This is a genomic window from Arthrobacter sp. Dra40, from assembly GCF_059091905.1.
Window position 1 is genome coordinate 76,093 of the sequence record NZ_JBNHHB010000012.1, and the last position, 24,477, is coordinate 100,569.

At 66.6% G+C, this 24,477-nt stretch carries 24 protein-coding genes; 12 read left to right on the forward strand and 12 right to left on the reverse strand.

Annotated features, from left to right (window positions below; all coding sequences use genetic code 11):
* Positions 1-29 precede the first annotated feature (29 nt).
* Positions 30-1,031, reverse strand: coding sequence for a tripartite tricarboxylate transporter substrate binding protein (locus AC5RWT_RS08580; protein ID WP_494079919.1), 1,002 nt, complete (start codon positions 1,029-1,031; stop codon positions 30-32).
* Positions 1,032-1,190: 159 nt separating this feature from the next.
* On the opposite strand from AC5RWT_RS08580, the gene AC5RWT_RS08585 reads away from it, so the two are divergent.
* From AC5RWT_RS08585 to AC5RWT_RS08605, 5 genes are all read left to right on the forward strand, one after another.
* The gene (locus AC5RWT_RS08585; protein WP_494079920.1) at positions 1,191-2,075 is read left to right on the forward strand and encodes a LysR family transcriptional regulator; all 885 of its coding nucleotides are present in this window, start codon (positions 1,191-1,193) and stop codon (positions 2,073-2,075) included.
* A gap of 167 nt (positions 2,076-2,242) precedes the next feature.
* On the forward strand, positions 2,243-3,190 hold the full coding sequence (gene kdgD, locus AC5RWT_RS08590; protein ID WP_494079921.1) for a 5-dehydro-4-deoxyglucarate dehydratase: 948 nt from the start codon (positions 2,243-2,245) through the stop codon (positions 3,188-3,190).
* Positions 3,191-3,343: 153 nt separating this feature from the next.
* Complete coding sequence (locus AC5RWT_RS08595) at positions 3,344-4,945, forward strand: aldehyde dehydrogenase (NADP(+)) (RefSeq protein WP_494079922.1); 1,602 nt, start codon at positions 3,344-3,346, stop codon at positions 4,943-4,945.
* Between the two features lie 3 nt (positions 4,946-4,948).
* Positions 4,949-6,277, forward strand: coding sequence for an enolase C-terminal domain-like protein (locus AC5RWT_RS08600; RefSeq protein WP_494079923.1), 1,329 nt, complete (start codon positions 4,949-4,951; stop codon positions 6,275-6,277).
* A 119-nt stretch (positions 6,278-6,396) separates the two neighbouring features.
* Positions 6,397-7,365, forward strand: coding sequence for an AEC family transporter (locus tag AC5RWT_RS08605; RefSeq protein WP_494079924.1), 969 nt, complete (start codon positions 6,397-6,399; stop codon positions 7,363-7,365).
* A 73-nt stretch (positions 7,366-7,438) separates the two neighbouring features.
* Here the strand turns inward: AC5RWT_RS08605 and AC5RWT_RS08610 are convergent, their stop codons facing one another.
* Positions 7,439-8,905 carry an ABC transporter substrate-binding protein gene (locus tag AC5RWT_RS08610; protein ID WP_494079925.1) on the reverse strand — a complete coding sequence of 489 codons (1,467 nt, stop codon included), beginning with the start codon at positions 8,903-8,905 and terminating at the stop codon, positions 7,439-7,441.
* Between the two features lie 213 nt (positions 8,906-9,118).
* Here AC5RWT_RS08610 and AC5RWT_RS08615 point away from each other — a divergent pair, with 213 nt between their 5' ends.
* A complete protein-coding gene (locus tag AC5RWT_RS08615; RefSeq protein WP_494079926.1) occupies positions 9,119-9,841 on the forward strand; it encodes a GntR family transcriptional regulator in 723 nt (240 codons plus the stop codon).
* Here the strand turns inward: AC5RWT_RS08615 and AC5RWT_RS08620 are convergent.
* The 4 genes from AC5RWT_RS08620 to AC5RWT_RS08635 form a co-directional block, all read right to left on the reverse strand.
* On the reverse strand, positions 9,808-10,575 hold the full coding sequence (locus AC5RWT_RS08620; RefSeq protein ID WP_494079927.1) for a ribonuclease activity regulator RraA: 768 nt from the start codon (positions 10,573-10,575) through the stop codon (positions 9,808-9,810). The genes AC5RWT_RS08615 and AC5RWT_RS08620 overlap by 34 nt on opposite strands.
* 130 nt (positions 10,576-10,705) lie before the next feature.
* Entirely contained in the window at positions 10,706-10,996 is a 291-nt protein-coding gene (locus AC5RWT_RS08625) for a hypothetical protein (protein WP_494079928.1), read from the reverse strand.
* A gap of 30 nt (positions 10,997-11,026) precedes the next feature.
* Complete coding sequence (locus AC5RWT_RS08630) at positions 11,027-11,473, reverse strand: DUF3040 domain-containing protein (RefSeq protein WP_494079929.1); 447 nt, start codon at positions 11,471-11,473, stop codon at positions 11,027-11,029.
* A 376-nt stretch (positions 11,474-11,849) separates the two neighbouring features.
* Positions 11,850-13,364, reverse strand: a complete 1,515-nt coding sequence (locus AC5RWT_RS08635) for a CitMHS family transporter (RefSeq protein ID WP_494079930.1) — start codon at positions 13,362-13,364, stop codon at positions 11,850-11,852.
* A gap of 163 nt (positions 13,365-13,527) precedes the next feature.
* Between AC5RWT_RS08635 and AC5RWT_RS08640 the strand changes: the two genes are divergently transcribed.
* From AC5RWT_RS08640 to AC5RWT_RS08650, 3 genes are all read left to right on the forward strand, one after another.
* The gene (locus tag AC5RWT_RS08640; protein ID WP_494079931.1) at positions 13,528-15,414 is read left to right on the forward strand and encodes a sensor histidine kinase; all 1,887 of its coding nucleotides are present in this window, start codon (positions 13,528-13,530) and stop codon (positions 15,412-15,414) included.
* Positions 15,407-16,063, forward strand: a complete 657-nt coding sequence (locus AC5RWT_RS08645) for a response regulator (protein ID WP_494042976.1) — start codon at positions 15,407-15,409, stop codon at positions 16,061-16,063. Before AC5RWT_RS08640 ends, AC5RWT_RS08645 begins: the two co-directional genes overlap by 8 nt.
* 86 nt (positions 16,064-16,149) lie before the next feature.
* Positions 16,150-16,791: a trimeric intracellular cation channel family protein gene (locus AC5RWT_RS08650; RefSeq protein ID WP_494042977.1), complete on the forward strand. Its 642-nt coding sequence runs from the start codon at positions 16,150-16,152 to the stop codon at positions 16,789-16,791.
* Positions 16,792-16,827: 36 nt separating this feature from the next.
* On the opposite strand, the gene AC5RWT_RS08655 is transcribed toward AC5RWT_RS08650, so the two are convergent.
* Both AC5RWT_RS08655 and AC5RWT_RS08660 read right to left on the reverse strand, forming a co-directional pair.
* Positions 16,828-17,910: a Gfo/Idh/MocA family protein gene (locus AC5RWT_RS08655; RefSeq protein WP_494079932.1), complete on the reverse strand. Its 1,083-nt coding sequence runs from the start codon at positions 17,908-17,910 to the stop codon at positions 16,828-16,830.
* 84 nt (positions 17,911-17,994) lie between these two features.
* Positions 17,995-18,786: an IclR family transcriptional regulator gene (locus AC5RWT_RS08660; RefSeq protein ID WP_494079933.1), complete on the reverse strand. Its 792-nt coding sequence runs from the start codon at positions 18,784-18,786 to the stop codon at positions 17,995-17,997.
* A gap of 235 nt (positions 18,787-19,021) precedes the next feature.
* Here AC5RWT_RS08660 and AC5RWT_RS08665 point away from each other — a divergent pair, with 235 nt between their 5' ends.
* From AC5RWT_RS08665 to AC5RWT_RS08675, 3 genes are read left to right on the forward strand one after another with little or no spacing between them, the layout of a single operon-like run.
* The gene (locus tag AC5RWT_RS08665; RefSeq protein ID WP_494079934.1) at positions 19,022-19,738 is read left to right on the forward strand and encodes a CoA transferase subunit A; all 717 of its coding nucleotides are present in this window, start codon (positions 19,022-19,024) and stop codon (positions 19,736-19,738) included.
* A gap of 25 nt (positions 19,739-19,763) precedes the next feature.
* Positions 19,764-20,513, forward strand: coding sequence for a CoA transferase subunit B (locus tag AC5RWT_RS08670; protein ID WP_494079935.1), 750 nt, complete (start codon positions 19,764-19,766; stop codon positions 20,511-20,513).
* Positions 20,510-21,700, forward strand: a complete 1,191-nt coding sequence (locus AC5RWT_RS08675) for an acetyl-CoA acetyltransferase (RefSeq protein WP_494079936.1) — start codon at positions 20,510-20,512, stop codon at positions 21,698-21,700. Before AC5RWT_RS08670 ends, AC5RWT_RS08675 begins: the two co-directional genes overlap by 4 nt.
* Before the next feature lie 112 nt (positions 21,701-21,812).
* On the opposite strand, the gene AC5RWT_RS08680 is transcribed toward AC5RWT_RS08675, so the two are convergent.
* From AC5RWT_RS08680 to AC5RWT_RS08695, 4 genes are all read right to left on the reverse strand, one after another.
* The gene (locus AC5RWT_RS08680) at positions 21,813-22,286 is read right to left on the reverse strand and encodes a DUF1990 family protein (protein ID WP_494079937.1); all 474 of its coding nucleotides are present in this window, start codon (positions 22,284-22,286) and stop codon (positions 21,813-21,815) included.
* Positions 22,287-22,317: 31 nt separating this feature from the next.
* The gene (locus AC5RWT_RS08685) at positions 22,318-22,977 is read right to left on the reverse strand and encodes a uracil-DNA glycosylase (protein ID WP_494079938.1); all 660 of its coding nucleotides are present in this window, start codon (positions 22,975-22,977) and stop codon (positions 22,318-22,320) included.
* A gap of 361 nt (positions 22,978-23,338) precedes the next feature.
* A complete protein-coding gene (locus AC5RWT_RS08690) occupies positions 23,339-23,941 on the reverse strand; it encodes a biotin transporter BioY (RefSeq protein ID WP_494042984.1) in 603 nt (200 codons plus the stop codon).
* Between the two features lie 108 nt (positions 23,942-24,049).
* On the reverse strand, positions 24,050-24,477 hold a 428-nt coding region (locus tag AC5RWT_RS08695), incomplete at its 5' end, for an LLM class oxidoreductase (RefSeq protein WP_494079939.1).

The following is a 24,477-nucleotide window of genomic DNA, read 5'->3' on the forward strand; positions in this document are numbered from 1 at the left end:
GAAGGCCGGTCGGCCTTACGTGGGTGGTGCTACTCGCCGGCCAGCGAGATGTCGTACTTCTCGGTGAGTTCCTTGTACTTCGCGGCCAAGTCGTTCCACTGCTGGACCACTTCCTCGCCGGAGATCTCCTTCGGGGTCAGCATGTTCTTCTCGTTGAAGGACTTGTAGCTGTCGGTGGCCTGGGCTGCCTCGACGGATGCGACAAGTTTCGCCTTCACGTCCTCCGGCAGACCCTTCGGGGCAGCCAAGGCGCGGTACTGGGACACCGGAACCTCGTAGCCTTCTTCGATGGCGGTGGGGACGTCCGGCAGGAAGGTGTTGCGCTCGTCGGAGAAGACGACGATCGGCTTCACAGTGCCGGCGTCGATCTGCGGCTTGGCTTCACCGAGCTGGATGGTGGCCAACTGGACCTGGTTGCCCATGACCGCGGTCAGCGCGGGCGAACCCGAATCGAAGGGGACCGCGGTGCCCGTGATATCGGCCTGGGCGAACAGGATGGCCTGGGACAACTGCGAGCCGGTGCCCACACCCGTGGTGCCGAAGGTGAGCTTCTTGGAGCTGTTCTTGATGTCGTCCAGGTTTTCAAAGCCGGAGTCGGCGCTGGCCACCAGCACGTAGTCGTCCTGGGACAGGCCCTTGATGACGTCCAGCTCGTCCAGTGTGACGGCTTCGCCTTCGGAGACTGCCAGCGGCGTGATGGTGATCAGCGAGGCGTTCAGCAGGACCAGGTTCTGCCCGTCGGGCTCCATGGCTGCGATTTCCTGGGTCGCGAGGGCTCCGTTGGCACCGGGCTTGTTGACCACCGGAACCGCGACGCCGAGCTCGTCCGCCATGCCTTCGGCCGCGGTGCGCGCGATCAGGTCCGTGGAGCCGCCGGGAGCCTGGCCAACGGTCAGGGTGATGGGGCCGTCAGGGAATCCCCCTTCGGAGGCGGTGCCGCCGCCGACGTTGCCGCCGCAGGCGGTCAACGCCAGCGCAGCAGAGGCAGCGGTCAGACCTAGAACGGTCCGGCGGATGGAGAGTGCTTTCACTTCGGGCTCCTTGCTCGATGAACAGCGATGTTCGAACGGGTCTCGGCCGTGACCCGGTTCATATGAAGCAGGTCACTGTGGCTCGGACATCGAGCTTAGAAAGAGACTATGATGCATGTCCAAGCCCATTAGTGCATTGAATGATACTTGAAAGGCATCATGTTCACCCTGGACCAGGCCCGCAGTTTCATCGCCGTCGCCGAAGAACTGCACTTCGGCCGAGCTGCCGAGCGGCTGAGCATGACTCAACCGCCGCTCAGCCGGCAGATCCAGAAGCTGGAGCGCAGCATCGGGGTTGAACTCCTGCAGCGGGACAACCGCAAGGTGTCGCTGACGGCTGCCGGACATGCTTTCTTGGCCGAGGCACGGAAACTGGTGGTCTCGGCGGACCGAGCCCCGCGCAGTGCACGGCGCATCGCTGCCGGACGGGCCGGGGAGATCCGCATCGGATTCACTGCTGCCTCCGCGTTCAGCCTGCTGGGTCCCTTGCTTGCCGAGATAGCCGAGGAACTACCTGACGTGGACGTGGACCTACAGGAAATGGTGACCGGGGAGCAGGTTCAGGCCCTCGTGGACGGCGATCTTGATCTCGGTCTCGCCCGACCGCCGTTCGATACCGATCTCTTCGAATCGCACCTGCTGTTCTCGGAAAACCTGATGCTGGCGGTTCCCCGCGGGCACCCGCTGGACCAGCTGGCGCGGCCGCTGGCCCTGCCCGACCTGAAGGACGTGCCGCTGATCATGCATTCACCGATCAAGGCCCGCTATTTTTACGATCTGGTGGTGCGCCAGATTCCGGTCGAACACGGGAACGTGGTGCACACCGTGAGCCAGATCTTGACCATGGTGGCGCTGGTGGCTGCCGGCCGCGGCGTCGCCTTCGTTCCTGAGTCAGCCCAGCTGCTGGGAGTCGACGGTGTCAGCTACTTGCATCTGCCCGGCCTGGCGCCGGACTCGGTGGAGCTGCATGCCATCTGGAACCGGGACGCGCACAACCCCGCGCTGCGCAGAATGCTCGACAGTGTCTGGGCCAAGGCCGCGTAGCCGCCGGGGCGCCGCACGCCCGCCCGCCCGCCCGCCCGCGAGGGCAATACCCTTAGTGCATCAATCCATACAAAAGTGGGCTTGGACAGGCATCATCCGGGCTTCCTAGGGTGGAACCAACGCATTCAACCCCGCCGCTACCGGCACCATTGCAAAGGAAGATGCACGTGGCCCAGTACACGCCCCATGAACTCGCAGACAAGCTCAAGGACGGGCTGCTGTCCTTCCCGGTGACGGCCTTCGACGCGGAGTTGAACATCGATGAAGCTGCCTACCGGACGCACTTGGACTGGCAGTCCAGCTTCGATGTCGCCGGTCTGTTTGCCGCCGGCGGAACGGGAGAAGGCTTCAGCCTGACTCCGGCAGAGTCCGCCCGCGTGGTCCGCATGGCGGTTGAGGAAGCCGGCAGCCGGGTTCCCGTGCTGGCCTCCGCCGGTGGTTCCACCGCCCAGGCGATCCAGAACGCCCAGGACGCCGAGGCCGCTGGCGCCGAAGGACTGTTGCTGCTGCCGCCGTACCTGACCGAATGCGACCAGGCCGGTCTGTTGGCCCACGTGTCCGCCGTCTGCTCCGCCACCAACCTTGGCGTCATCGTCTACAACCGCGCTAACGCCATCTACGCCGCGGACACCGTGGCCGCGCTGGCCGACCGGCACGCGAATTTTATCGGTTTCAAGGACGCCCTGGGCGACATCGAACACCTCACCAAGGTCTACGCCAAGAACGGCGACCGACTGTTCTACCTGGGCGGCCTTCCGACGGCGGAAACTTTTGCCCTGCCGCTGCTGCAGCTGGGCATGAGCACCTACTCCTCCGCCATGTACAACTTCGTGCCGGAGTTCGCCCTGGACTTCTACCGCGACGTCCGCAACCAGGACCGCGATGCCGTGACGGAGAAGCTCAACCGCTTCGTACTCCCTTACCTGGACATCCGCGACCGGGTCAAAGGCTATGGTGTCTCCATCGTCAAGGGTGGATTGAAGGCTGTCGGTCGCGACGGCGGCCTGGTCCGTCCGCCGCTGCAGGATCTGACCGAGCAGGACATTGCCGACCTGTCGGCCCTGATCGACGCCGCCGGCATCCGCCCGGCGGACACTGCCCTGCAGAGCGCCTAGCGTTCGCCGCCTGCCCCGGCTTCGCTTCGCTCAGCACGGGGACCCCGGGCGGCTCTCTTGGCCCGAAGCGGCCGCCCGATACGGGCGGCCGCTTTCCGGCCCTCAGCCACAGCCGACCATCCGCAGTAAGAAGCAGTAAAGAAGGAGCATCCGATGCCCACCACGCAGACAACTCTGACAGGCCATTCGATCATTGCCGGTGAATCCGTCACCGGCACCGGCGGTATCGTCAACGGCTTCGACCCTGCCACCAACGAAGTCCTCGAACCGGCCTACAGTCTCATTGACGCAGCCCAGCTCGCCACCGCCACTGCTGCAGCGGAGGAAGCGTTCGCCTCCTTCAGCTCGCTGGATCCGGAAACGCACGCCGCCTTCTTGGAAAAGATTGCCGAGAACATCGAAGCCGTGGGCGCCGAGCTGGTCGAGCGTGCGATGGCCGAAACCGGGCTCCCCGCTGCCCGGCTGAACGGCGAACGCGGCCGCACCACCGGCCAGCTCCGCCTGTTTGCCGCGGTAGTGCGCCAGGGCGATCACCGCGGCGTCCGCATTGATCCGGCCCAGCCGGACCGCCAGCCGATGCCGCGCGTCGACATCCGCCAGCGCAAGGTTCCGCTGGGCCCGGTCGCCGTCTTCGGCGCGAGCAACTTCCCGTTGGCGTTCTCCACCGCCGGCGGCGACACCGCCTCGGCGTTGGCCGCCGGCTGCCCGGTGGTCTTCAAGGCCCACAACGCCCACCCCGGCACCAGCGAAATCGTCGGCCATGCCATTGCCCAGGCAGTGCGCGACTCCGGCCTGCATCCGGGCGTGTTCTCCCTGATCTACGGCCCCGGCGCCAGCATTGGACAGGCACTGGTCGCCGACCCGGCCATCAAGGCCGTCGGCTTCACCGGTTCCCGCTCCGGCGGCACCGCCCTGGTGGCAACTGCCGCAGCCCGTCCCGAACCCATCCCGGTCTACGCGGAGATGAGCTCGATCAACCCGGTGTTCTTCTTCGACGGCGCGCTCAAGGGCGACCTGGACGCGCTGGCCGCGGCCTACGTCGGTTCGGTCACCGGTTCCAGCGGCCAGCTCTGCACCGCGCCGGGCCTGGTCTTCATCCCGGCCGGCGAGACCGGGGACGCTTTCGCAGCTGCCGTTAACCGCGCCATGGCCCCGGCCGCCGGCCAGACCATGCTGACCCGCGGCATCGCCGACTCCTGGACCGCCGGCGTCGATTCGCTGGGCAAGCAGGATGGCGTGGATCTGGTGGCCCGCGGCCAGGACGGAGCCACCCAGAATGCCCCGGCCCCGGCCGTGTTCGGCACCGACGTCCCCACCTTTCTGTCCAACAACGTGCTGCACGAGGAAATCTTCGGCGCCGCGTCGCTGATGGTCCGCTACACGTCCACCGACGACCTGCTGGCGGCGACCAAGCGGCTGGAAGGCCAGCTGACCGCCACCCTGCACATGACCGAGGCGGACCAGGCAGCGGTGGCTCCGCTGCTGCCGGTGCTGGAGCACAAGGTGGGCCGCATCCTGGCCAACGGCTGGCCGACCGGCGTCGAAGTGGGACACGCCATGGTCCACGGCGGCCCCTTCCCGGCCACCTCTGATACCCGCACCACATCGGTGGGCACGCTGGCGATCGAGCGGTTCCTCCGCCCGGTGGCGTACCAGAACATCCCGGACGCCCTGCTCCCGGCACCCCTGCAGCAGTCCAACCCGTGGCAGCTGAACCGCCGCATCGACGGCACCATGGAAGGCGCAGGAGAGTAAAGCATGAGCAACCAACCCACCATTGCCGCCGTCGAGGTGGTCCCGGTCGCAGGGCACGACTCGATGCTGCTGAACCTCTCCGGGGCGCACGGTCCGTTCTTCACCCGGAACGTGGTCATCGTGACCGATTCCGACGGCCGCACCGGCCTGGGCGAAGTCCCCGGCGGCGAGAAGATCCGCACCACCATCGAGGACGCCGGCGCCCTGATCACCGGCCGGCCGGTGGCCCGTTTCCGCAGCCTGCTGCGGGAAATTGCCGCCGCCTTCGCCGACCGCGACTCCGGCGGCCGGGGGCTGCAGACCTTCGACCTGCGCACCACGGTGCATGCCGTCACCGCCATCGAATCGGCGCTGCTGGATCTGCACGGGCAGTTCCTCGGTGTTCCGGTGGCCGAACTGCTCGGCGACGGCCAGCAGCGCGACGCGGTGCCGATGCTTGGCTACCTGTTCTACGTGGGCAACCCCGACGCCACCGATCTGCCGTACCTGCGCGAGCCCCACGGGGCGGACGACTGGGAGCGCGTGCGCCGGGAAGAGGCCATGACGCCGGAGGCCGTGGTCCGCCTGGCCGAGGCCGCGCAGGCCCGCTACGGCTTCCAGGACTTCAAACTCAAGGGCGGCGTCCAGGCCGGCGACCTGGAAGTCGACGCGGTGACCGCGCTCAAGCACCGCTTCCCGGACGCCCGCATCACGCTGGATCCGAACGGCGGCTGGCTGCTGCAGGACGCCATCCGGCTGGGCAAGCGGATGCAGGGCGTGGTGGCGTACGCCGAAGACCCGTGCGGCGCCGAAGGCAAGTTCTCCGGCCGTGAAGTCATGGCGGAGTTCCGCCGGGCCACCGGGCTGCAGACGGCCACCAACATGATCGCCACCGACTGGCGCGAAATGGCCCACGCCGTGCGCACCAACGCCGTCGACATTCCGCTGGCCGATCCGCACTTCTGGACCATGGCCGGCTCCGTCCGCGTGGCGCAGTTGTGCAACGAGTTCGGCCTGACCTGGGGTTCGCACTCGAACAACCACTTCGACATCTCGCTGGCCATGTTCACCCAGGTCGGCGCTGCCGCTCCGGGCGAGATCACCGCGCTGGACACGCACTGGATCTGGCAGGACGGCCAGGGCCTGACCAAGGAACCGTTGCTGATCCGCGACGGCGAGATCAAGATGCCGCAGGCTCCGGGCCTGGGTGTGGAACTGGACCGCGAGCGGCTGGCCGAGGCGAACGCACTGTACCTGGAGCATGGCCTCGGCGCGCGCGACGACGCCGCCTCCATGCAGTACCTGGTGCCGGGTTGGGAATTCGATCCCAAGCGCCCCTGCCTGGTCCGCTAGGACCTTCCGCCCGCTCCGCGCACCGCGGGGCGGGCGGATTTTTCTGTTTTACCGTGTGAGGCTCTGTCCGGTCGGCCGTTTCTGGCCGCCCGGACATTGCCGTGACTTCAGGAGGTTCTGTGGAAGGAGTGCTGCTCGGCTTCGGCGTAGTACTGGTGATCGTGGCGGTGGGCTTCGCGGCCGCAGCCATCTTGCCGCAGAAGGCTCCGGACATGCAGCGCGGGCTCACGCCGGTGATCTTCTACATCACCAATCCGGCGCTGATGCTGGTGTTGCTCGCGGACACGGACCTGGCGTCGGTGGTCGGCGTGTACACCCCGATCGCCCTGATCACTGCCGCCGTTGCCGGCACGGCCTACGTGCTGTTCAGCCGCTTCGTGCTGCGGCGTTCGGCCGCACAAACGGCCGGCGGCGCCATGGCCTCCACCTACGTGAACGCCGGGAACATCGGTGTGCCCATCGCCCTCTACGCGGTGGGCAGCGCAGACCCGGTGGTCTCGGTGCTGCTGGCCCAACTGCTGGTCATCGCACCGATCTACTTGTCCATCTTCGCGTGGTGCCAGCGGAAGGCTGCGGCGGTTAAGCCCCGTCATCCCGACGACGCCGCTCCCGCGGCTGTCCCGCTGTGGCGCACCGTGGTGAGGTCAATCCTCAACCCCGTCACCGTTGCCACCGCCGTCGGCGCCCTGATGTCACTGACGGGGCTACACCTTCCGGAGGTGCTCTGGGCGCCGATAGAAATGGTCGGCAACGCCTCCATTCCCCTGCTGCTGATGCTGTTTGGCATGAGCCTGTACGGGCAGAAGCCACTGACCCAGCGGAGCCTGCGCGCCGATGTGGCACTGGGCACCGTAGTGAAGCTCATGCTGATGCCGGCCCTCGCGTGGGTCCTCGGGCATTTCCTCTTCCAACTGGACGGTGTCCCGCTGCTGGGCGTCGTGGTAATGGCCGCCTTGCCCACCGCGCAGAACGTCTTCCTGTTCGCCAGCCAGTTCAGGATGCAGTCCACCCTGGTGCGGGACATCATCTTCCTCAGCTCAATGCTCTCGCTCCCGGCAGTCCTGCTCGTAGCCCTGCTGCTCGGCTAGCCGGTGTGGTCCAAGAGCGATGCGGCCCGCGGCGTCGATGACACCGCGGGCCGCATTGGACTCACCGCATTTATCAGTTTGCCGGGCTGACCGCGGCCAGTCTCAATTCGTCCCCGGTAGCCGAGTTCGGCTCGTAGTCCACGCCCTCGGCCTTCGCCAGGACACCGGTCATCCGCCCGATGTAGGCAAACTGCACCACCTCGTTCCGCTCGTACGCGAAGGCGTCGGCAAAAGCCTGCTGCCGGTCCTCACCGGTCTGTGCCGAGGCCTTGGACAGCACATCATCGAACGCTTCCGTGCCGAACATGCTCATCTGGCCGTCGGTTGTCATGTAGGAGTCGACGCTGAAGGACGCGTCGCCGGCCTGGTTGCCGTGCTGGACGACCATCGCGATGGCACCCTCGTTCCGAATGAACGGACGCACTTGGTACTGCAGCCCCGTAGAGGTTTCAACCACCTTGGCTTCGGCATTCAGGCCAATCTGCTTCAACTGTTCCTGCAGCACTTCAGTCAACTGGTCGATCTTGGGGAACTGTCCGCTCCGGGCAACGATGGTGATTTTCTGGTCCACCGGCACACCGTCGGCTTTTGCTTCCGCGACCAGTTCCTTGGCCTTCTGCAGGTTGAATTCCCACGGTTCAAGATCGTCGTTGTAGCCCACGACGCCCGGCGGAATGATCTGCGAGGCCGGTTCGCTCCTGCCCGCGTAGAGAGACTGGGTGATGCCGGTCTTGTCGATGGCAAAGTTGATTGCCTGCCGGACCCGGATGTCATCCAGGGGCGCGATATCGCCGCTGAACCGCAGCGCGACCGTCTCGTTGTTTGGATAGTCGATGCCCAGTTCTCCCGCGCCGTCGTCAGCGCTCAGGCCCATCGCAATGTCGGCTTCGTTTCCGGTGACCATCGCGGCCCGGACGGTTCCCTCCGAGCGCCATTGGTACTCGGCACGTTGGTAAGCGGGTGCGTCGCCCCAGTAGTCCTCGTTCCGCTGGAGCGTGATCTTGAGTCCCGCATCCCAGCTGTCGATGGCGTAAGGACCCGTGCCGATCGGTTCGCGCACTTTGGCTTCAGCGTCGGTCGGGGCGCCGATCTCGATGAAGGAAAGGCGAAGCGGCAGAACAGGGTCCGGTTCAGGAGTGCTGACCTTGAGGGTGAGGCTGTCCGCTGCCTCGACGACCAGATCCGCGTCGCCAAAAATCTGTCCTTCGACGTCGCAGCTGAGATCGCCATTGACGGCGCGGTCGATCGCGAAGGCAGCCGCTTCAGCATTGAAGGGCGTCCCGTCCTGGAAGCTGACGCCCTCGCGCAGCGTGAAGGTCCATTCGGTGTCTCCGGTCGCTTCCCAGCTGGTCGCGAGCAGGGGATGGAGTTCGCCGCTGGTCGGATCCCGCTCGATGAGAGGTTCCGTAATGTTGGATCGGACGACGACGCCGGTGGAGGCCAGCGACGAGTCGCACGGCTCGAGCGTCGTCGGTTCCATCGGCAGGACGAGCCTCAGCGCCTGCCCGCTGGCTGCAGTTTCGGCCTCCGAATTGGCCACGGAACATCCGCTTAACGTGAGTGCTGCCGCAGCAGCGATGACGATAGGGGCGCGGAACGGACCACGCCTCGTGTTCTGTTCATCAGAAGAAAACATCGTTGATTCCTTAGGAAGATGGGAAAGATATTTGAGCCGGGCGGCCGGGCCGGGTCCGGGAGATCATGACCGGTACCCGGCGCATCGACTCGGGAAAGGTGAACTAAGCTGACCTGCATGACCTCGTTGCCGGACGCTGTTTCCTTGTCCCCGTTGCCCGCTCTGGGGCCGGCACCGACCCGCTCCGGACTGATCGTCGAGTCCCTGAAGAGCGCCATATTCTCCGGCAAGCTGCGTCCCGGTGAAACCCTCGTGGAGCGAAGGATTGCCGACCAGTTGGGCGTTTCCAAGACCCCGGTCCGGGAAGCGTTGATCGTCCTGGAACGGTCCGGCTTGGTGGCCACGTTCAACCGGCGCATCGAAGTCCGTCGGCTGAGCTTTACCGATGTCCGCCATATCTACGAGCAGCGGGTCCTGCTTGAGCCGTGGGCCATCGAGGATGCAGCCCGGATCGATCCGGGTTTTGCCGTTGCACGCCAGGCCTTGGACGATGCCCGGCAGCACGCCAAGGACGGGAATACTGCGGGCCAGGCTCTGGCAAACCGCCGGTTCCACCGCGGAATGTACTCGAGCTGCGAGAACGACTTCGTGGTCAAGGCCTTGGACAGCCTCCAAGACCTCACCGCCCTCGCCGTCGTCGGTGTGCTCTGGGAACGGTGGCCGCGCGGTGCTGCCGAGGCGGCCGAACACGAGGCGATCTACGAGGCTGCACACCGAGGGGATGCCAAAGCGGCCGCCGCCATGATGCGTGACCACATCACGGCCTCCATCGACCTCGTCAGGCAGCATGAGCGCCGCTCGGATGCTCATTCCGCGGAGCGCGACAGCTTGTCCTGGTAAGCCTGGCGCACCTGCTCGTTGGGCGGATAAGTTCCGCGCAACGGCTTCCCGCCTTCAATCTGTTCCAGGATGAACTCTTCAAGCCGTTCTTGTTCCAGGGCGTCCCGGGCAACTTCTTCCGCGAGATGTCGCGGTATGCAAACGACGCCGTCCCTGTCTCCGACCATGATGTCGCCCGGATAGATCGGCACCTCGGCACAGCCAATGGGCACCTGGACGTCAACCACATGGTGCTGCGCCAGATTGGTCGTCGGTGATGCGCCGGCGGAGAAGGTCGGCAGGTCCAGATCCTCGAACCCTGCCATGTCCCGGAAAGAGCCGTCGGTGACAATCCCCGCGGCTCCTCTGACCTTCAGCCGCGTCGCCAGGATGTGCCCCAGCGACGCCGCCCGCTTGCGCCCACGTGAGTCGACGACCAGAACCTGGCCTGGCTGCACAGCTTCGACGCCGGTACGCTGCGGATGATCGTAGTCTTGGAAGATTTCCGGAATATCGATGTCTTCCCGCGCAGGAATGCACCGCATGGTGAAGGCTTCGCCCACCATCCGCTGGCGGGACGGATTCGAGAACGCCAGGCCCTCGAGGTAAGTGTTGCGGTAGCCGCGGGACATCAGTTGCGTGGTGATGGTCGCAGTACTGACGCGGAACAACGCCTCCCGCACTGTCGAACTCAGCGGGGCGTGAATTTGCTGCTCTCCCTCTGCTGGAGCAGCTGGGGCAAGGCCTAGGGACATGAACGTTTCCTCTCACAATCAATATCTTGGTATACCAAGATATCGAGGAGCCTAGCGCAGAAGTGGAAGGAACGGAACGGCTCCCGCTCACCGAGGGGCCGCACTCTTCCGCGCGGGAAGGGTGCGGTGCTCACGCAGCGCGGAGGCGCTCCCCCACCTCTACGTCGAGGGCCAAGTGGATGCTCTCCTTCGATGCCAGGGTGTCCTCCAGATACTCCGCCAGCCCACGTTCGGTGACCAACCGGAGATCGGCGATGATCTCCCCTTGCAAAACCGCCTGCGTGCGGCCGATTTCAATAGTAATGAAACTGGCACTCCCGACGCCATTTTCCAAAATTAGTCCGATGCTGTTGCGGAAGACCTCTTCGTCACCTTCCTGAGGTGACGCCGTCACCGTGAAGACAATCTTGTCCTGTGTCACATTTACCTCCTCTAATCAATGCGCGGCTTGTCATTTAGGTAGATCGTGCCCGCGCTGCCTGCTAGCGTCTCTCCGGCTTTTCCTGGCTTTCTTTCCGCATGCTGCCTTGAGGATTTTCGAAACGTGAATCGCTGAGAATTCCGTAAACTCCGGCCGCGCGAGAATGAATCCTGTGAGGGCGACAGTCGCTAGCATGGCAGCGACGCCAAGGGGCAGTGCCATGATCCCGATCAGCAGCATCAGCGGCACCCAAATCTTTCGCACCTTGACCGAAGCCACGTGAGATCCCGACCTTAGTTTCTGCGCAAGATCAGGGTCCTCCAGGCTGAGGTAGTGCTCGATGGCATCCAGTTGCTTTTGTTCTTCAGGGGATAAGGGCATCCGCTTCTCCTCACGGGCTGCACCGGCGAGAGCTTCCGTCGTCGTGGTGGTCTTGAGTTTTCGCCTCGACAAAACGGTCTCACAGAGCTTCGTCACGACGTCCGGTGTGGGTCTTCCTGCAGACTAGCTGGAGGGAATTTTGGAATCTATTTCTGGCATCAGGGCCGGAATGCAGAAATTTGCCATCTACTCGGATTCTATCCAGCTAAATGCTAAAAGGCCAATATCCGGTTCACTGGCAACGAACACGGAATAAGGGAAAGCTTATCCGCATTTGTTCAACGGTTCGAGAAGCATTCTTTTTCCTATCGGATAGTGCGTTCACAAAAAATTGGACCTGCCCGTACACCATCCAGGTTGCGCGTGCATTCCGCACGGATGGCACTCCGGAGGACGAGTCATTAAACGCCTGCGGCACCCGGGCTGGTCAAGACCAGAACCTGGGCGCCGCCGTCGTTGTTGTGCTGGTGGCTTAGCCCCAGGGGATGGCGCCGAGCAGGATGCCGACGGCCAGCATGACCAGGGAAACCACCGCGGCGCGCCAGAGCACCTTCTTGTGATGGTCGCCCAGTTCCACGCTGGCCAGTGAGACCAGCAGCAGGATGGCCGGGACCAGCGGGCTCTGCATGTGTACCGGCTGGCCGGTGATCGAGGCCCTGGCCATTTCGGCGGGGGCAATGCCGAAGTGGGCGGCGGTCTCGCTCAGCACCGGCAGCACGCCGAAGTAGAACGCGTCGTTGCTCATGAAGAAGGTCATCGGGATGCTGAGCAGTCCGGTGATGACGGCCATGAACGGGCCCATGGAGTCCGGAATGATATCCACCAGCCAGGCCGCCATGGCGTCCACCATGCCGGTGCCGTTGAGCACACCGGTCAGCACGCCTGCTGCCATCACCATGGAGACGACGGCGACAATGCTCTTGCCGTGCGCAACCAGCTGGTTGGCCTGCTCCTTGACGTTCGGGAAGTTGACCACCAGGGCGATGGCGGCGCCCACCATGAAGACGTAGGCCAGCGGGACGATGTCCAGCACCAGGACCACCATGACGGCGACGGTGAGGGCCAGGTTGAACCAGAACAGGTGCGGGCGCAGGGTGGAGCGGTTGGGGTCCAGCGCCGAATCGGTCAGCGATCCGCCAACGGTGTCCTCCTCGGCAGGTGCCTCCAGGACTGCCACCGGACCGCCGGCCGGAGCCGTGCCAGCCGGGGCAGTACTCGCAGGGGACGTGCCGGGAACCGGCTTGCCGGAACCGGCACCGCGGCCACCGCCGAAGCCGGACTTTCCGCGGGAGGTGCCGGCACCGCCGTCGTTGTTCTCCGCAGCCTCGGCCCACAGGTCGGGCTTGCCCTTGGCCGTGGCCTTCGGGTTGCCGCCAGCAAGGCGCTTGCGCTCGCTCAGGCCGAGCATCCAGGCGAACACCATCACAATGATGATGCCGGCCAACAGCGAGGGAATCATCGGAACGAAGACATCGGTCGGCGAGACATCGAGCGCCGCGGCAGCGCGCGCTGTCGGACCGCCCCAGGGAACAATGTTCATGGTGCCGTTGGCCAGGCCGGCCACACAGGTCAGCACCACCGGGCTCATGCCCAGCCGCAGGTAGATCGGCAGCATCGCAGCGGTGGTCAGAATGAAGGTGGTGGAACCATCGCCGTCCAGCGAGACGACGGCGGCCAGCACCGCGGTGCCGAGCACCACCTTGGCCGGGTCATTACCCAGGGTGCGCAGGATGAAGCGCACCAGCGGGTCGAACAGTCCGACGTCGATCATCAGGCCGAAGAAGATGATGGCGAACATCAGCAGCGCTGCTGTGGACGTCAACGACTTCATCGACTCGAGGACCATGTCGCCCAGACCAAGGCCTGCCCCGGCGAAGAGGCCGAAGATGGTGGGCACAATAATCAGGGCCAAAACGGGTGTCAGTTTCTTGGTCATGATCAGCGCCATAAAGACCGCGATCATTGCGAAGCCGAGAAATACCAGCACAGCAACTCCTTTGTTCTAACGCAGCCGGTGTGACCGGCCCTACAGACATTAGGGTGGTCCGGGTCACGGATGGCGGTTTAGTCCCCTTCAGGTGCATACTGCTTATTGCGCACGTTTTGCTCATTTAGCTCACAGCCGGCGGAAGCCGCACCCGGGAGGCACCATGGAGAACGGGGGCGGCCGTCCGCGGATGGGCTTCTCCGGCCGCATGCTGCTCCTCCAGGTCGCCGTAGTGGCGCTGGTGCTGCTGCTGTCCGCCGTCGTGCTGGGCTGGCTCACCTACCAGCGGCTGGGTGAAGATGCCGAGGGCCAGGCCCTCGCCGTGGCCCGCACCGTCGCGGCCTCAGATGCCGTGCGGGCCGGGACCGCCGCGCTGGCTGACGCCGGGCCCGAACAGCTTTCCGGCAAGGCCCTGGCAGGCGGGCCGCTGCAGGAGTTGGCCGAAGACATCCGGCTGCGGACCGGCGCGCTGTTCGTGGTGATCACCGATGATTCCGGTCTGCGGCTGGCACACCCCAATCCGGCGGAGCTGGGCCGCATGGTCAGCACCGACCCCTCCGAAGCGCTGGCCGGACGGGAGGTTACCGTGCAGGAACAGGGCACCTTGGGCCATTCGGCGCGCGCCAAGGTGCCCGTGTACGCCCCGGGTTCCGCAGCCGTGGTGGGCGAGGTCAGCGTGGGATTCTCCAGCGAGGACGTCCTGCAGTCCCTGGCCAGCAGCATCCTGCCCATCGCCGCTACCACTGCGGGAGCGCTGGCATTGGGCTTGGCTGCGTCGCTGCTGCTGGGCCGGCGGCTCAAGCGGCTGACGCTTGGACTCGAACCCGAGGAGATTGCCGCCCTCACCCAGGACCAGGAAGCGGTGCTCCGCGGTGTGGACGAGGGCGTGATCGGCGTTTCCGCCGACCGCAGGATCACCGTGTTCAACCGCGAAGCCAAGCGGCTGCTGGGCTTCGCCATCGATGCCGAGCTGGTGGGCCAACCGCTGGCGGGGCTGCAGCTGCCCGGCCTGGAGGATTCCGCTCTGCCGGACGCGCTGGGCCAGCTGCTGGATGCCGCCGACCCGCAGTCCCCGACGGTGGAACTGGTGGTCGGTTCCCGTGTGTTGATCCTCTCCGCCCGGGAGGTGCAGGCCAGCCGGACTCCGGGCCGGCGCGGCTACCGCCCGGGGGCGGGCACCGGCACGGTTGTTCCGCGTGCCCCCGAGCTGGGCTGGGTGATCATGTTGCGCGACCGCACGGCAGTCCAGTCCCTGACCCGCCAGCTGGATGCGGTGGGAGCGCTGAGCACCGCGCTGCGAGCGCAACGGCACGAGTTCGCCAACCGGCTGCACACGATTTCCGGCCTGCTGGCCACCGGGAATCCCGACCAGGCGCAGGACTACCTCACCTCGATCATGCAGACCGGCCCGCTGAACTACCCCGCCGAACAGGCCGAACTGCTGCAGGATGCGTACCTGCAGGCCTTCATCGGCGCCAAGAGCATGGAAGCGGCCGAGCGCGGCGTGACGCTCCGTGTGGGCCCGGAGACGCTGGTCCGCGGCCGGGTGACCGATCCGCAGGACGTGACCACCGTGATCGGGAACCTGGTGGACAACGCGGTCCGGGCTGCGGTTCACGGCAGCGATCCGGACCGGTGGGTGGAGGTGGAGGTCATGGACGAACTGACCGACGGCGGCGGAACCCTGCACCTGGTGGTCGCCGACTCCGGAGACGGATTGCCCGGGCTCGCCGACGGCACGGAAGCAGACGACGGCGGCCCCGGGCTTGAGCGGATCTTCGCCGAAGGCTTCTCGACGGCGGGCGGCGGCTCCCGGAACGGTTCGGCGGACGCGGCGGAGCAGGCGTCCGAGGACGCGGCCGATTCGGCCGAGCTGCCGGACATCCACGGCCAGGGCTTCGGTTTGTCGCTGATCCGCCAACTCGCCCGCCGCCGGGGCGGGGACGTCTGGGTGGCCGACCCCGGACGCCCGGGCGGCCCGGGAGCCGTATTCTGCGCCCGACTGCCGGGCACTGTTGAACCCGCAACACCAGGAGCAAACCATGACTGACCTTCAGGTACTGATTGTGGACGATGACTTTCACGTGGGGCGCCTGCACGCCGGTTATGTGGATTCCGTTCCGGGCTTCAGCGCGCTGGCGCCGGTCGGAACCGCGGAGCAGGCCTTGCGCACCGTGCACGGGCATGCCCCGGACCTCATGCTGCTGGACGTTTACCTGCCGGATGCGCTGGGCCTGGACCTGCTGCGCAAGGTCGACGTGGACACCATCATGCTGACCGCAGCTGCGGATGCCCCGTCGGTCCGCAAGGCCCTGCGCCGCGGCGCGCTCGGATACCTGATCAAACCGTTCACTGCCGAAGAGTTGGCGCGGAAGCTGCGCGCCTACGCCCGTTACCGGCGGCTGTTGGCCGAGCAGCCTGCGGTGGATCAGGACACGGTTGACCGGGCGCTGCATGCGCTGCATCCGGCCGAGGCCGCGGTGGCTGCCCGCACCCGGTCGGCCACCGAGGCCGCCGTGCTGGAGGCGCTGGCGTCAGGGCTGCAGCGTTCGGCTGCGGAAGTGGCCCAGTCGGTCGGAGTCTCGCGGGCCACCGCGCAACGCTACCTGTCCGCCCTGGCGGACGACGGCGCGGTGGAGATCCATCTGCGCTACGGCAGCACCGGGCGGCCCGAGCACCGCTACGGGCGGGCCGGCTGACGGCGTGCGGACCACCTTGCGGCCTGCGCCATCGGTGATCGGGCGCCGCCGAAACCACGGCCTGAACGGGCGCAAACGATGATTGGATGGCTGGCATGACCATTGGCTTGGTACTGGACCTCTTCGGCACCTTCTTCTTTGCCATGTCCGGTTGCATCCTGGCGGCCCGCCGGAAGTTCGACATTATCGGGTCCCTGTTCCTGGGCACGTTGGCAGGGCTGGGCGGCGGAATCATCCGCGACCTGATCCTGGGCACCGTGCCCAGCGCCTTTAACAATCCGCTGTACTTTGTCCCGCCGGTGCTGGCGGCGCTGCTGGTGTTCTTCCTGTTCCGCAGCGTGGAGCGGCTCCAGCGTCCGCTGTTGATCTTCGACGCCGGGGGCCTGGCCCTGTTCTGCATCACCGGAACGGTCAAGGCTCTGAGCCTGGGCATGAACCCCGTTGCTTCGGCGCTGCTGGGCCTGACCACAGCCGTGGGTGGCGGCATGCTGCGCGACGTCGTTGCCAACCGGGTACCGCAATTGTTCAACCCTGACGACCTGTACGCCGTACCCGCCATGATCGGCTCTGCACTCGTGGTGGTTTTGTGGTTCGCCGGGATCTACGGCACGGCGGCCGCCGTGGGCGTGGCCGCCGTGGTGTTCGGCCTGCGTGTGGTCTCGCTGCATTTCGGCTGGCACATTCCGCACGCCGCGCCCGCGCGGTACACGGGCCGGCACGACGACTAACTTCGATCGCCCTGCCCGGCGCCGCCTGTCCAGTGCTCAGGCCCGGTTTTGCCGGTGGATCTCCTCGATGATGCGGATGGCGTCGAGGGCATCCGCCGGCTCCACCGGAACCGGCGCGCCGTCGTTAATGGCCGCGGCCAGCTGCCGGTAGAACTCCGGGTACGCGCCGCGCTCGGACGGAACCTTGCGGGTCTCCCCCGGAGTGCCGAGGGTGCCCCACCGCTCTTCGGGTTCCACGCCGTAGCCGTCCGCCCCGGGCACGACACCCGCATTCAGTGCGGCTTCCTGGCCGTCCGTCCCCCAGGAGGTGAAGGCCGCGGCCGAGCCCAGGACATGGAACCGCGGCGCCGGCAGGGCGGAAATCAGGTTCATGGACAGCCGCGAGCGCACTCCGGATTCGTGCAGTAGCGAGACAAACGCATCCTCGTCCGCTCCGGATCGGGCCGCAGGCCCTGTCGCGGATCCGGTCGCGCCTCCGGCGGCTGCGGCGTGTTGGGCTGTCTCGCCGTAGACCCTGGCGGCCGGGCCGAAGAGCGTGAGCGCCTGGTCGATCAGGTGCACGCCCAGGTCGAACAGGATGCCGCCGCCCTCGGCGGTGTCCGCCGTGGCCTTCCACGCGCGCAGCCCCTGAGGCTTCCACCGCTCAAAACGTGATTCGAACGTGTACACCCGGCCCAGTTCGCCGCCGTCAATGAGCTTCTTCAGGGTCAGGAAATCCGCATCCCAGCGGCGGTTCTGGTACACGGAAAGCACGACGCCGGCCTGCCGCGCCTTGTCGATCAAAGCCTCGCCGTGGGCGGAAACCGGGACAAAGGGCTTGTCCACGACCACATGCAGGCCGCGGTCCAGCGCTGCTGCGGCGAGCGCATAGTGGCTGGCCGGCGGGGTGCCCACCACCACCAGATCCAGCAGCTCCGGCGCCGCGAGCAGCTCTTCCGCTTTTCCCACGATCCTCGCCCCGGGGTGTGCGGCCGCCGCCTGCGCCGCCCGCTCCGGATGGGACGTCACAATGGCGTCCAGTGAATAGTCGCTCGAGGCTGCCAGGAACGGCGCATGGAAAACCCGACCGGAGAGGCCAAAGCCAATCACGGCGGTGCGCAGAGGCCGGTGTGCGGCCATGAGTCCTCCTCGCGTGTTCCCGGTGCCAGCCCGAGTCGGCGGCTGCGTCCGAGCCTACCCGGTGGCCAACCGGCTGCCTCCGAGCTACCGGCCGGCGTGCGGTTGCTCGCGCAGCTTCTGCGTGAGCTTGTGCGCTTCCTCGAGCAGCAGCTTGCCCAGGAACTCCTGCCGGTCGGGGCGGAAGCGCTGTTCGATGCCGGTCAGCGACAGCGCCCAGGCCGGCCGGCCTTGCCGGTCAAAGACGGCGGCCCCCATCCCCCAACTGCCCTCCAGGATCAGTCCGGGGTTGACCGCGTAGCCGCGTTCCCGGGTCTCCGCCAAGTTTTTGCGGATCTGTTCCGGCGCATGGGCCGGGCCGAACCGCTGCAGCCGGGCACCGCCGTCGTCAAGCAACCGGTCAATCTCCTCAGCCTCCAGGAACGCCATGATGGCCAGCCCCGCGGAGGCGACGCCCAGCGGGAAGCGGACGCCTTCATGCAGCACGAAGGAGCGCACCGGGAAGCTTCCCTCCACCCGGACCAGGCAGACGGTTTCGTCGCCGCGGCGGATGGAGAGGAACGCGCTCTCGCCGGTCTCGTCAGCCAGCCGCTGCAGGCTTGGCCGGGCCAGGTCTTCGATGGCGAACCGGCTGGCGGCCACCGAGCCGAGCACGTAGAGCTCCGGTCCCAGATGCCAGCTTCCGGTTTCGGCGTGGTGATCCAGCAGCCCTTCGGCGGCCAGCGAGTTCAGCAGTCGGTAGACCGTAGGCCGGGTCAGGCCGGACGCCTGGACAATGTCGCCGAGGGCGGCACCGGTCTCCGGCGCGCGGCCAACAATCCGCAGCAGCCTGGCCGCGCGGCTGACCACTTGGGCGCCCTGCACTTGTTTGTCCGGCATCGTGTTCCCTTCTCGACCGGCGGGGCTCGTTTCGAAGCCTTCCACCGACAGTAATCCACAATGTGGACAGTCTATCCGACGGTGTCCACACTATGAATGCGTGCACGGAGGCGCCGTTGACGTGACCTGCGAAACACCTTTAGGCTGCGCAGTAGACTCTGTCCACAAAATGGACAGTACCGCAGGAACCAGTGGACCCGCCGCAGGGGAACGCACTCAACGAGGAGGAAAGCAGATGTCCAAACTGACCGCAGGACCCGCCGCCGCACTGGCAGGTGTGCTGCATGACGGCATGACCATTGCGGTGGGAGGGTTCGGGCTCTCCGGCATCCCCGCGGACCTGATCGACGCGGTGCGTGATTCCGGCGTTAAGGACCTGACCGTGGTGTCCAACAACATGGGCATCGACGGCAAGGGCCTCGGCGTCCTGATCGAGGCCGGGCAGGTCCGCAAGGTGCTGGCCTCCTACGTGGGCGAAAACAAGCTGTTCGCCCAGCAGTTCCTGGCCGGCACCCTGGAGGTCGAATTCAACCCGCAGGGCACCCTGGCCGAACGGCTCCGCGCCGGCGGGGCCGGCATCGCGGCCTTCTACACCAAGACCGGCGTCGGCACGGTGATCGCCGAGGGCAAGCCGCACCAGGAGTTCGACGGCGAGCTCTACGTGCAGGAGCGGGGCATCGTGGCCGACCTGTCGCTCGTCCATGCGCACACGGCGGATACGGACGGCAACCTGATCTACCGCCACACCGCGCGCAACTTCAACCCGGTGGTGGCCACCGCGGGCCGCGTCACCATTGCCGAGGCCGAGGTGATCGTGGAACCGGGCGAGCTGGACCCGAACCACGTTGTCACCCCGAGCGTGTACGTGCAGCGACTGGTGCAAGCGTCCGACCGCGTCAAGGACATCGAGCAGCGCACCGTCCGCCCCCGCCCCGCCGTCGTCGGCGCCTAAAGACAAACCCCTGAAGGAGAGAACCATGGCCTGGACACGAGATGAAATGGCGGCCATTGCCGCCAGCGAACTGAACGACGGCGACTACGTCAACCTCGGCATCGGCATTCCCACGCTGGTGGCCAACAACCTGCCCGACGGCGTGAGGGTGGTGCTGCAGAGCGAGAATGGGCTGCTGGGCATGGGCCCGTTCCCGTACGACGGCGACGAGGACGCGGACCTGATCAACGCCGGCAAGCAGACCGTCACGGTGCTGCCCGGCGGCTCCATCTTCGACTCGGCCACCAGCTTCGGCATGATCCGCGGCGGCCACGTGAAGATCGCCGTGCTGGGCGCCATGCAGGTCTCCGCCGCCGGCGACCTGGCCAACTGGACCATCCCGGGCAAGATGGTCAAGGGCATGGGCGGCGCGATGGACCTGGTGGCCGGCACGCCGCGGGTGCTGGTGCTGACCGAGCACGTGGCCAAGGACGGCACGCCCAAGATCGTTAACGAGTGCTCGCTGCCGCTGACCGGCGTGCGCGTGGTGGACCGGATCATCACGGACCTGGCGGTCTTTGATATTGAGAACGACGGCGGTGCCCCCTCCCTGCGGCTGGTCCGCCTTGCGCCCGGGGTCACCGTGGCAGAGGTGCGGGAGAAGACCGAGCCGGACTTCGCCGTCGCGCCCGGACTGGACCAGGCCCCCGGGACCGGGCGGGCCGGAACCGAGACCGCGCCGGACGGGGCGCGGGAAGCCGCACTGGAAGGCCCCCTGGAAGGAGCACACCGATGAGCCTGCAGGAACAATTCGGCAAGGACATCCTGCTCACCGGCTGGGGGCACTCCCCGTTCGGCAAGCTGGCGGATGAGACGCTGGAGTCGCTGATTGTTGGCGTGGCCCGGGATGCCATCGCCAATGCCGGGCTGGAGCCGGGACAGATCGACGAGGTTTACCTGGGCCAGTTCAACTCCGGCATGGTGCCGCTGGGCTTCGCGTCCTCGCTGGCGCTGCAGGTCTCGGATGAGCTGGCCAACGTGCCGGCCACCCGAGTGGAGAACGCGTGCGCGTCCGGCTCGGCCGCGGTGCAGCAGGGCGCCAAGTCGCTGCTGGCCGGCACCGCACGCAACGTGCTGGTGATCGGCGCGGAGAAGATGACCCACGCCGGTGCCGATGTGGTGGGTGCCGCCCTGCTCGGCGCCGATTATGAGGCGGCTGGCAAGCCGAGCTCCACCGGCTTCGCCGGACTGTTTGCCGAAACCGCCAAGCACTACCAGAAGCGCTACGGCGAGGTGGGCGACGTGCTCGGCTCGATCGCGGCGAAGAACCACCGCAACGGCGTGGCCAATCCGTACGCCCAGCTGCGCAAGGACTTGGGCGAAGAGTTCTGCCAGACCGTCTCGGACAAGAACCCGGTGGTCGCCGAGCCGCTGCGCCGGACCGACTGCTCGCCGGTGTCGGACGGCGCCGCCGCGGTAGTGCTCAGTATCGAAGCGCCGCGGTCCGGTGCCGCAGCGGCCCCGGTGCGGCTGGCGGGATTCGGCCATGCCAACGACTTCATGCCGGCCGAGAAGCGCGACCCCACGGCCTTCGCCGGCAGCCGCGCTGCCTGGCAGCGGGCGCTGGGCATGGCCGGGGTGGGCTTGGCGGATCTGGACCTGGCCGAGGTGCATGACTGCTTCACCATCGCCGAACTGATCATGTACGAGGTCATCGGACTGACTGCTGCCGGCGAGGGCCGCCGGGCCATCGAGGAGGGCATGGTGTACCGGGACGGCAAGCTGCCGGTGAACCTGTCCGGCGGCCTGAAGGCCAAGGGGCACCCGGTCGGCGCCACCGGTGTCTCGCAGCACGTGGTCACCGCCATGCAGCTCTCCGGCACCGCCGGGGACATGCAGTTGGCTGGTGCGCGCCGCGCGGCCGTGCACAACATGGGCGGCTTGGCGATCGCCAACTACGTCAGCGTGCTCGAAGCCGTCTAGCCCGACCCGCAGTCCACCATCCATCGACTGTGCCGATCTGGCCCTTCCGCAGTGCCTGGGAGGGCCAGATCGGTACAGTCGTTTTTTGGCGCAACCCGGGCGCCCGCTATTTCTATCGCAGCGCACGCAGATACCGCCTGCGGGCGACGCGCTGTGCGATCAGAAGCAGTGGGTAGAGAGTCCGCCACGGCTGTTGCGGCGCTGCCCGGGTCAGCGAGCGCACGGTGAAATGCACTTCCTCGCCGTCCCGGTGCACAATGAACGCTTCCTCACCATTGACGGGATGACCCGGCCGGGTGCGGTAGGCGAAGCCAACCCGGCGGGCGGTTTCGACAACGGCCACGACTTCAACCGGCTCCAGGATTCTCACTCCGAGCAGGCTGGCCGTGATGATCACTCGGTCGCCTTGGCGTACCGGTCCCGTTGAGTCCACTGAGAACCCGCTCGCGGTTTTCACCTTCCAGCACAGCACCTCCCTGATGGCCCGATCCCAGAGGTCATCGCCGCTTCCCAATACCGTTGACACTTCCGCGCGGCGGAACGCGGGGTTGGACGGTGGCCACGCCGAAAGCTGCGGGCTGGTCATTCCGCCCCTACGGGGCCGCAGCTAGGAATCGTCATTGGCTCCTCCGGATGACGCCGGCATCCAGCAGGTCCTGCAGGCCTCGCCGGAAAAGTTCCTTGCCGCCGTGGGCCGGGTGGCGGATCTTGGGCACTTGTAGCCCGCTGGCGGTTACGCTCCGGTGCCCGATGTTCCCCACCGCGACGACGGAGTCGATACCGAACAGCCGGGCCAGATCCTGCCAGAAGATCGTGCCGGCCGCGATCTCCGGCGCCGATGGCGTGCGGTTGGACTGCGGCCGCCCGGGCTGGTGGGGATGGAATGGATAGGCGCTCCACAGCAGTGGCAGGAAGTCCAGTTCGGCCAGCACGTTCCACATCACCGTGGCGGTGGGCTCTGCCGGCACGGTCAGCACCTCCGGAGGCATCGCGTATCCGTTCGCCGGCCCGAACATAGCGAAAGGGTCGTTGCCGGAGATCAGCGCCTTGTTCGTGAATGGGACGCCGGTAACGGTCATGCCGCGGTAGCCCGGAGCTTCCCCGACCAGCAGGACAGGGGGCCGGCGTTCCAGCATCTGTTCAAAGTAGCGGGTGACGTTGTGCCTGCGGGCTGCATTCTCGGGCACCTCGGTGGAGAAGAAGTTGCGGCTCGCCGGCCCCGTCTCGAACTCACCCAGCCGCTCCACAAACTCCTGGATCCCCTGGCGCGCCGTCACGTTCCCAACGTAGCCGATCTGCTCGCAGAACAAGGCGCCGCAGTTGACCCGGAGCCTGTCTCCGGGATTGTCAGCAATCCAGTGGCGGGGAGATGCAGCGAAATGGTCCTGTTATGGCGTGTTCGGTGCATCTTTTCCCCACTCGATGAGAATCCGCGAGAACGCGCGGCCCCACGTCGGCGCGCCCCTAACCCCGTCCCGGCGCTCCCCCAAACCAAGCGCGCCGCCCGCAGCCCCAAGCCACCCAACAGAGACCAACAAAGACGCCGGTGCCCGGGTGGAGGCAAATCCCCGCCCGGGCACCGGCGTCGTGCTGTGCAGTTATCAGGGTGCGGCGGGCGCGAAGCCTGCCGCCCACCCGCTAGGCGCGGGAAGAATCCTTGGGCAGCCGGGCGGCCAGCTTCCACGCGGCGGGCATGGCGGCGGCCGCGATCAGGGACTTCACGATGCCGCCGATGATAAACGGGTACAGGCCCCACTCGAGCGTCTGCTGCAGATCGGCGCCCAGCGAGATGGACAGCCAGGCCATGCCGAAGACGAAGGTGATCACGGTGCCGGCCAGGAAGGAGACCGTGGCGCCCAGGAACTTCTTGTCCCAGTTGCGCTTGGCCAACCAGCCGGTCAGGCCCGCGGCCGCAACGAAGCCCACCAGGTAACCGCCGGTCGGGCCGACAGCAGCGGCCAGGCCGGAGGAGGCCTCGGAGAACACCGGCATGCCGGCGACACCGGCAACCCAGTACAGCGCCATCGCCAGCATTCCGCGGACCGGGCCGAGGGTGCTGCCGACCAGCAGCACGGCCAGCGTCTGGCCGGTGATCGGGACCGGCCACAGCGGCACGGCCAGCTGCGCCATCACAGCGGTAAGGCCGGCACCACCGACCACCAGCGCGGTGTTGGCCAAGGCTGTGCTGGGGACGAGTGCGTCGGCCAGAACACCCTGGCGTGCGACGACGGCTGTACTCATGATTGCTCCTTCTCGAGGGGGCTATCCCTGCGAAACTGCTGGTCCGGATTTTGCACCACTGTACCGGCAGCCATCAACGGCGTCACGGTTTATGGCGATGATTACGGCTCAAGCAGCCAGGCTGGCGGCCTGCGCGGTCAGCTCCAGCGCGCGCAGCCGCTGAGCAACGGTCGGCGCTTGGAACGCGACGATCAGCTCGTCGGCAACCGCGTGCTTGGCAAATCCTTCCAGGTACTCCGTGACGGCATCGGGCGTACCGACGGCCGAGTACTTGACCATCTGCTCCACGTGCTGGCCCTGCGGCGAGTCCAGGATCAGGTCGGCTTCCTCGTCCGTGAACGTCCGGTCGCGCCCGAACAGCAGCGAGACCCGGCTGCGCCGGACAATCCTGAACTGCTCCTGCGCTTCCTCGTTGGTGTCCGCCGCGATGGCATTCACGCCGGCGATCACGTACGGTTCGGCGAGCTGCGCCGAGGGCTGGAATTCGCGGCGGTAGACGGCCACGGCATCCTGCAGCGCGTTCGGTGCGAAGTGCG

Bases quoted from the DNA above. Each gene is read 5' to 3' on its own strand.
- AC5RWT_RS08690 (WP_494042984.1), bottom strand. From the start codon at position 23,941: ATGAGTACAGCCGTCGTCGCACGCCAGGGTGTTCTGGCCGACGCACTC.
- AC5RWT_RS08640 (WP_494079931.1), top strand. From the start codon at position 13,528: ATGGAGAACGGGGGCGGCCGTCCGCGGATGGGCTTCTCCGGCCGCATG.
- AC5RWT_RS08665 (WP_494079934.1), top strand. From the start codon at position 19,022: ATGTCCAAACTGACCGCAGGACCCGCCGCCGCACTGGCAGGTGTGCTG.
- AC5RWT_RS08595 (WP_494079922.1), top strand. From the start codon at position 3,344: ATGCCCACCACGCAGACAACTCTGACAGGCCATTCGATCATTGCCGGT.
- AC5RWT_RS08645 (WP_494042976.1), top strand. From the start codon at position 15,407: ATGACTGACCTTCAGGTACTGATTGTGGACGATGACTTTCACGTGGGG.
- AC5RWT_RS08670 (WP_494079935.1), top strand. From the start codon at position 19,764: ATGGCCTGGACACGAGATGAAATGGCGGCCATTGCCGCCAGCGAACTG.
- AC5RWT_RS08675 (WP_494079936.1), top strand. From the start codon at position 20,510: ATGAGCCTGCAGGAACAATTCGGCAAGGACATCCTGCTCACCGGCTGG.
- AC5RWT_RS08680 (WP_494079937.1), bottom strand. From the start codon at position 22,286: ATGACCAGCCCGCAGCTTTCGGCGTGGCCACCGTCCAACCCCGCGTTC.
- AC5RWT_RS08620 (WP_494079927.1), bottom strand. From the start codon at position 10,575: ATGTCCCTAGGCCTTGCCCCAGCTGCTCCAGCAGAGGGAGAGCAGCAA.
- AC5RWT_RS08655 (WP_494079932.1), bottom strand. From the start codon at position 17,910: ATGGCCGCACACCGGCCTCTGCGCACCGCCGTGATTGGCTTTGGCCTC.
- AC5RWT_RS08660 (WP_494079933.1), bottom strand. From the start codon at position 18,786: ATGCCGGACAAACAAGTGCAGGGCGCCCAAGTGGTCAGCCGCGCGGCC.
- AC5RWT_RS08585 (WP_494079920.1), top strand. From the start codon at position 1,191: ATGTTCACCCTGGACCAGGCCCGCAGTTTCATCGCCGTCGCCGAAGAA.
- AC5RWT_RS08600 (WP_494079923.1), top strand. From the start codon at position 4,949: ATGAGCAACCAACCCACCATTGCCGCCGTCGAGGTGGTCCCGGTCGCA.
- AC5RWT_RS08650 (WP_494042977.1), top strand. From the start codon at position 16,150: ATGGCTGGCATGACCATTGGCTTGGTACTGGACCTCTTCGGCACCTTC.
- AC5RWT_RS08615 (WP_494079926.1), top strand. From the start codon at position 9,119: ATGACCTCGTTGCCGGACGCTGTTTCCTTGTCCCCGTTGCCCGCTCTG.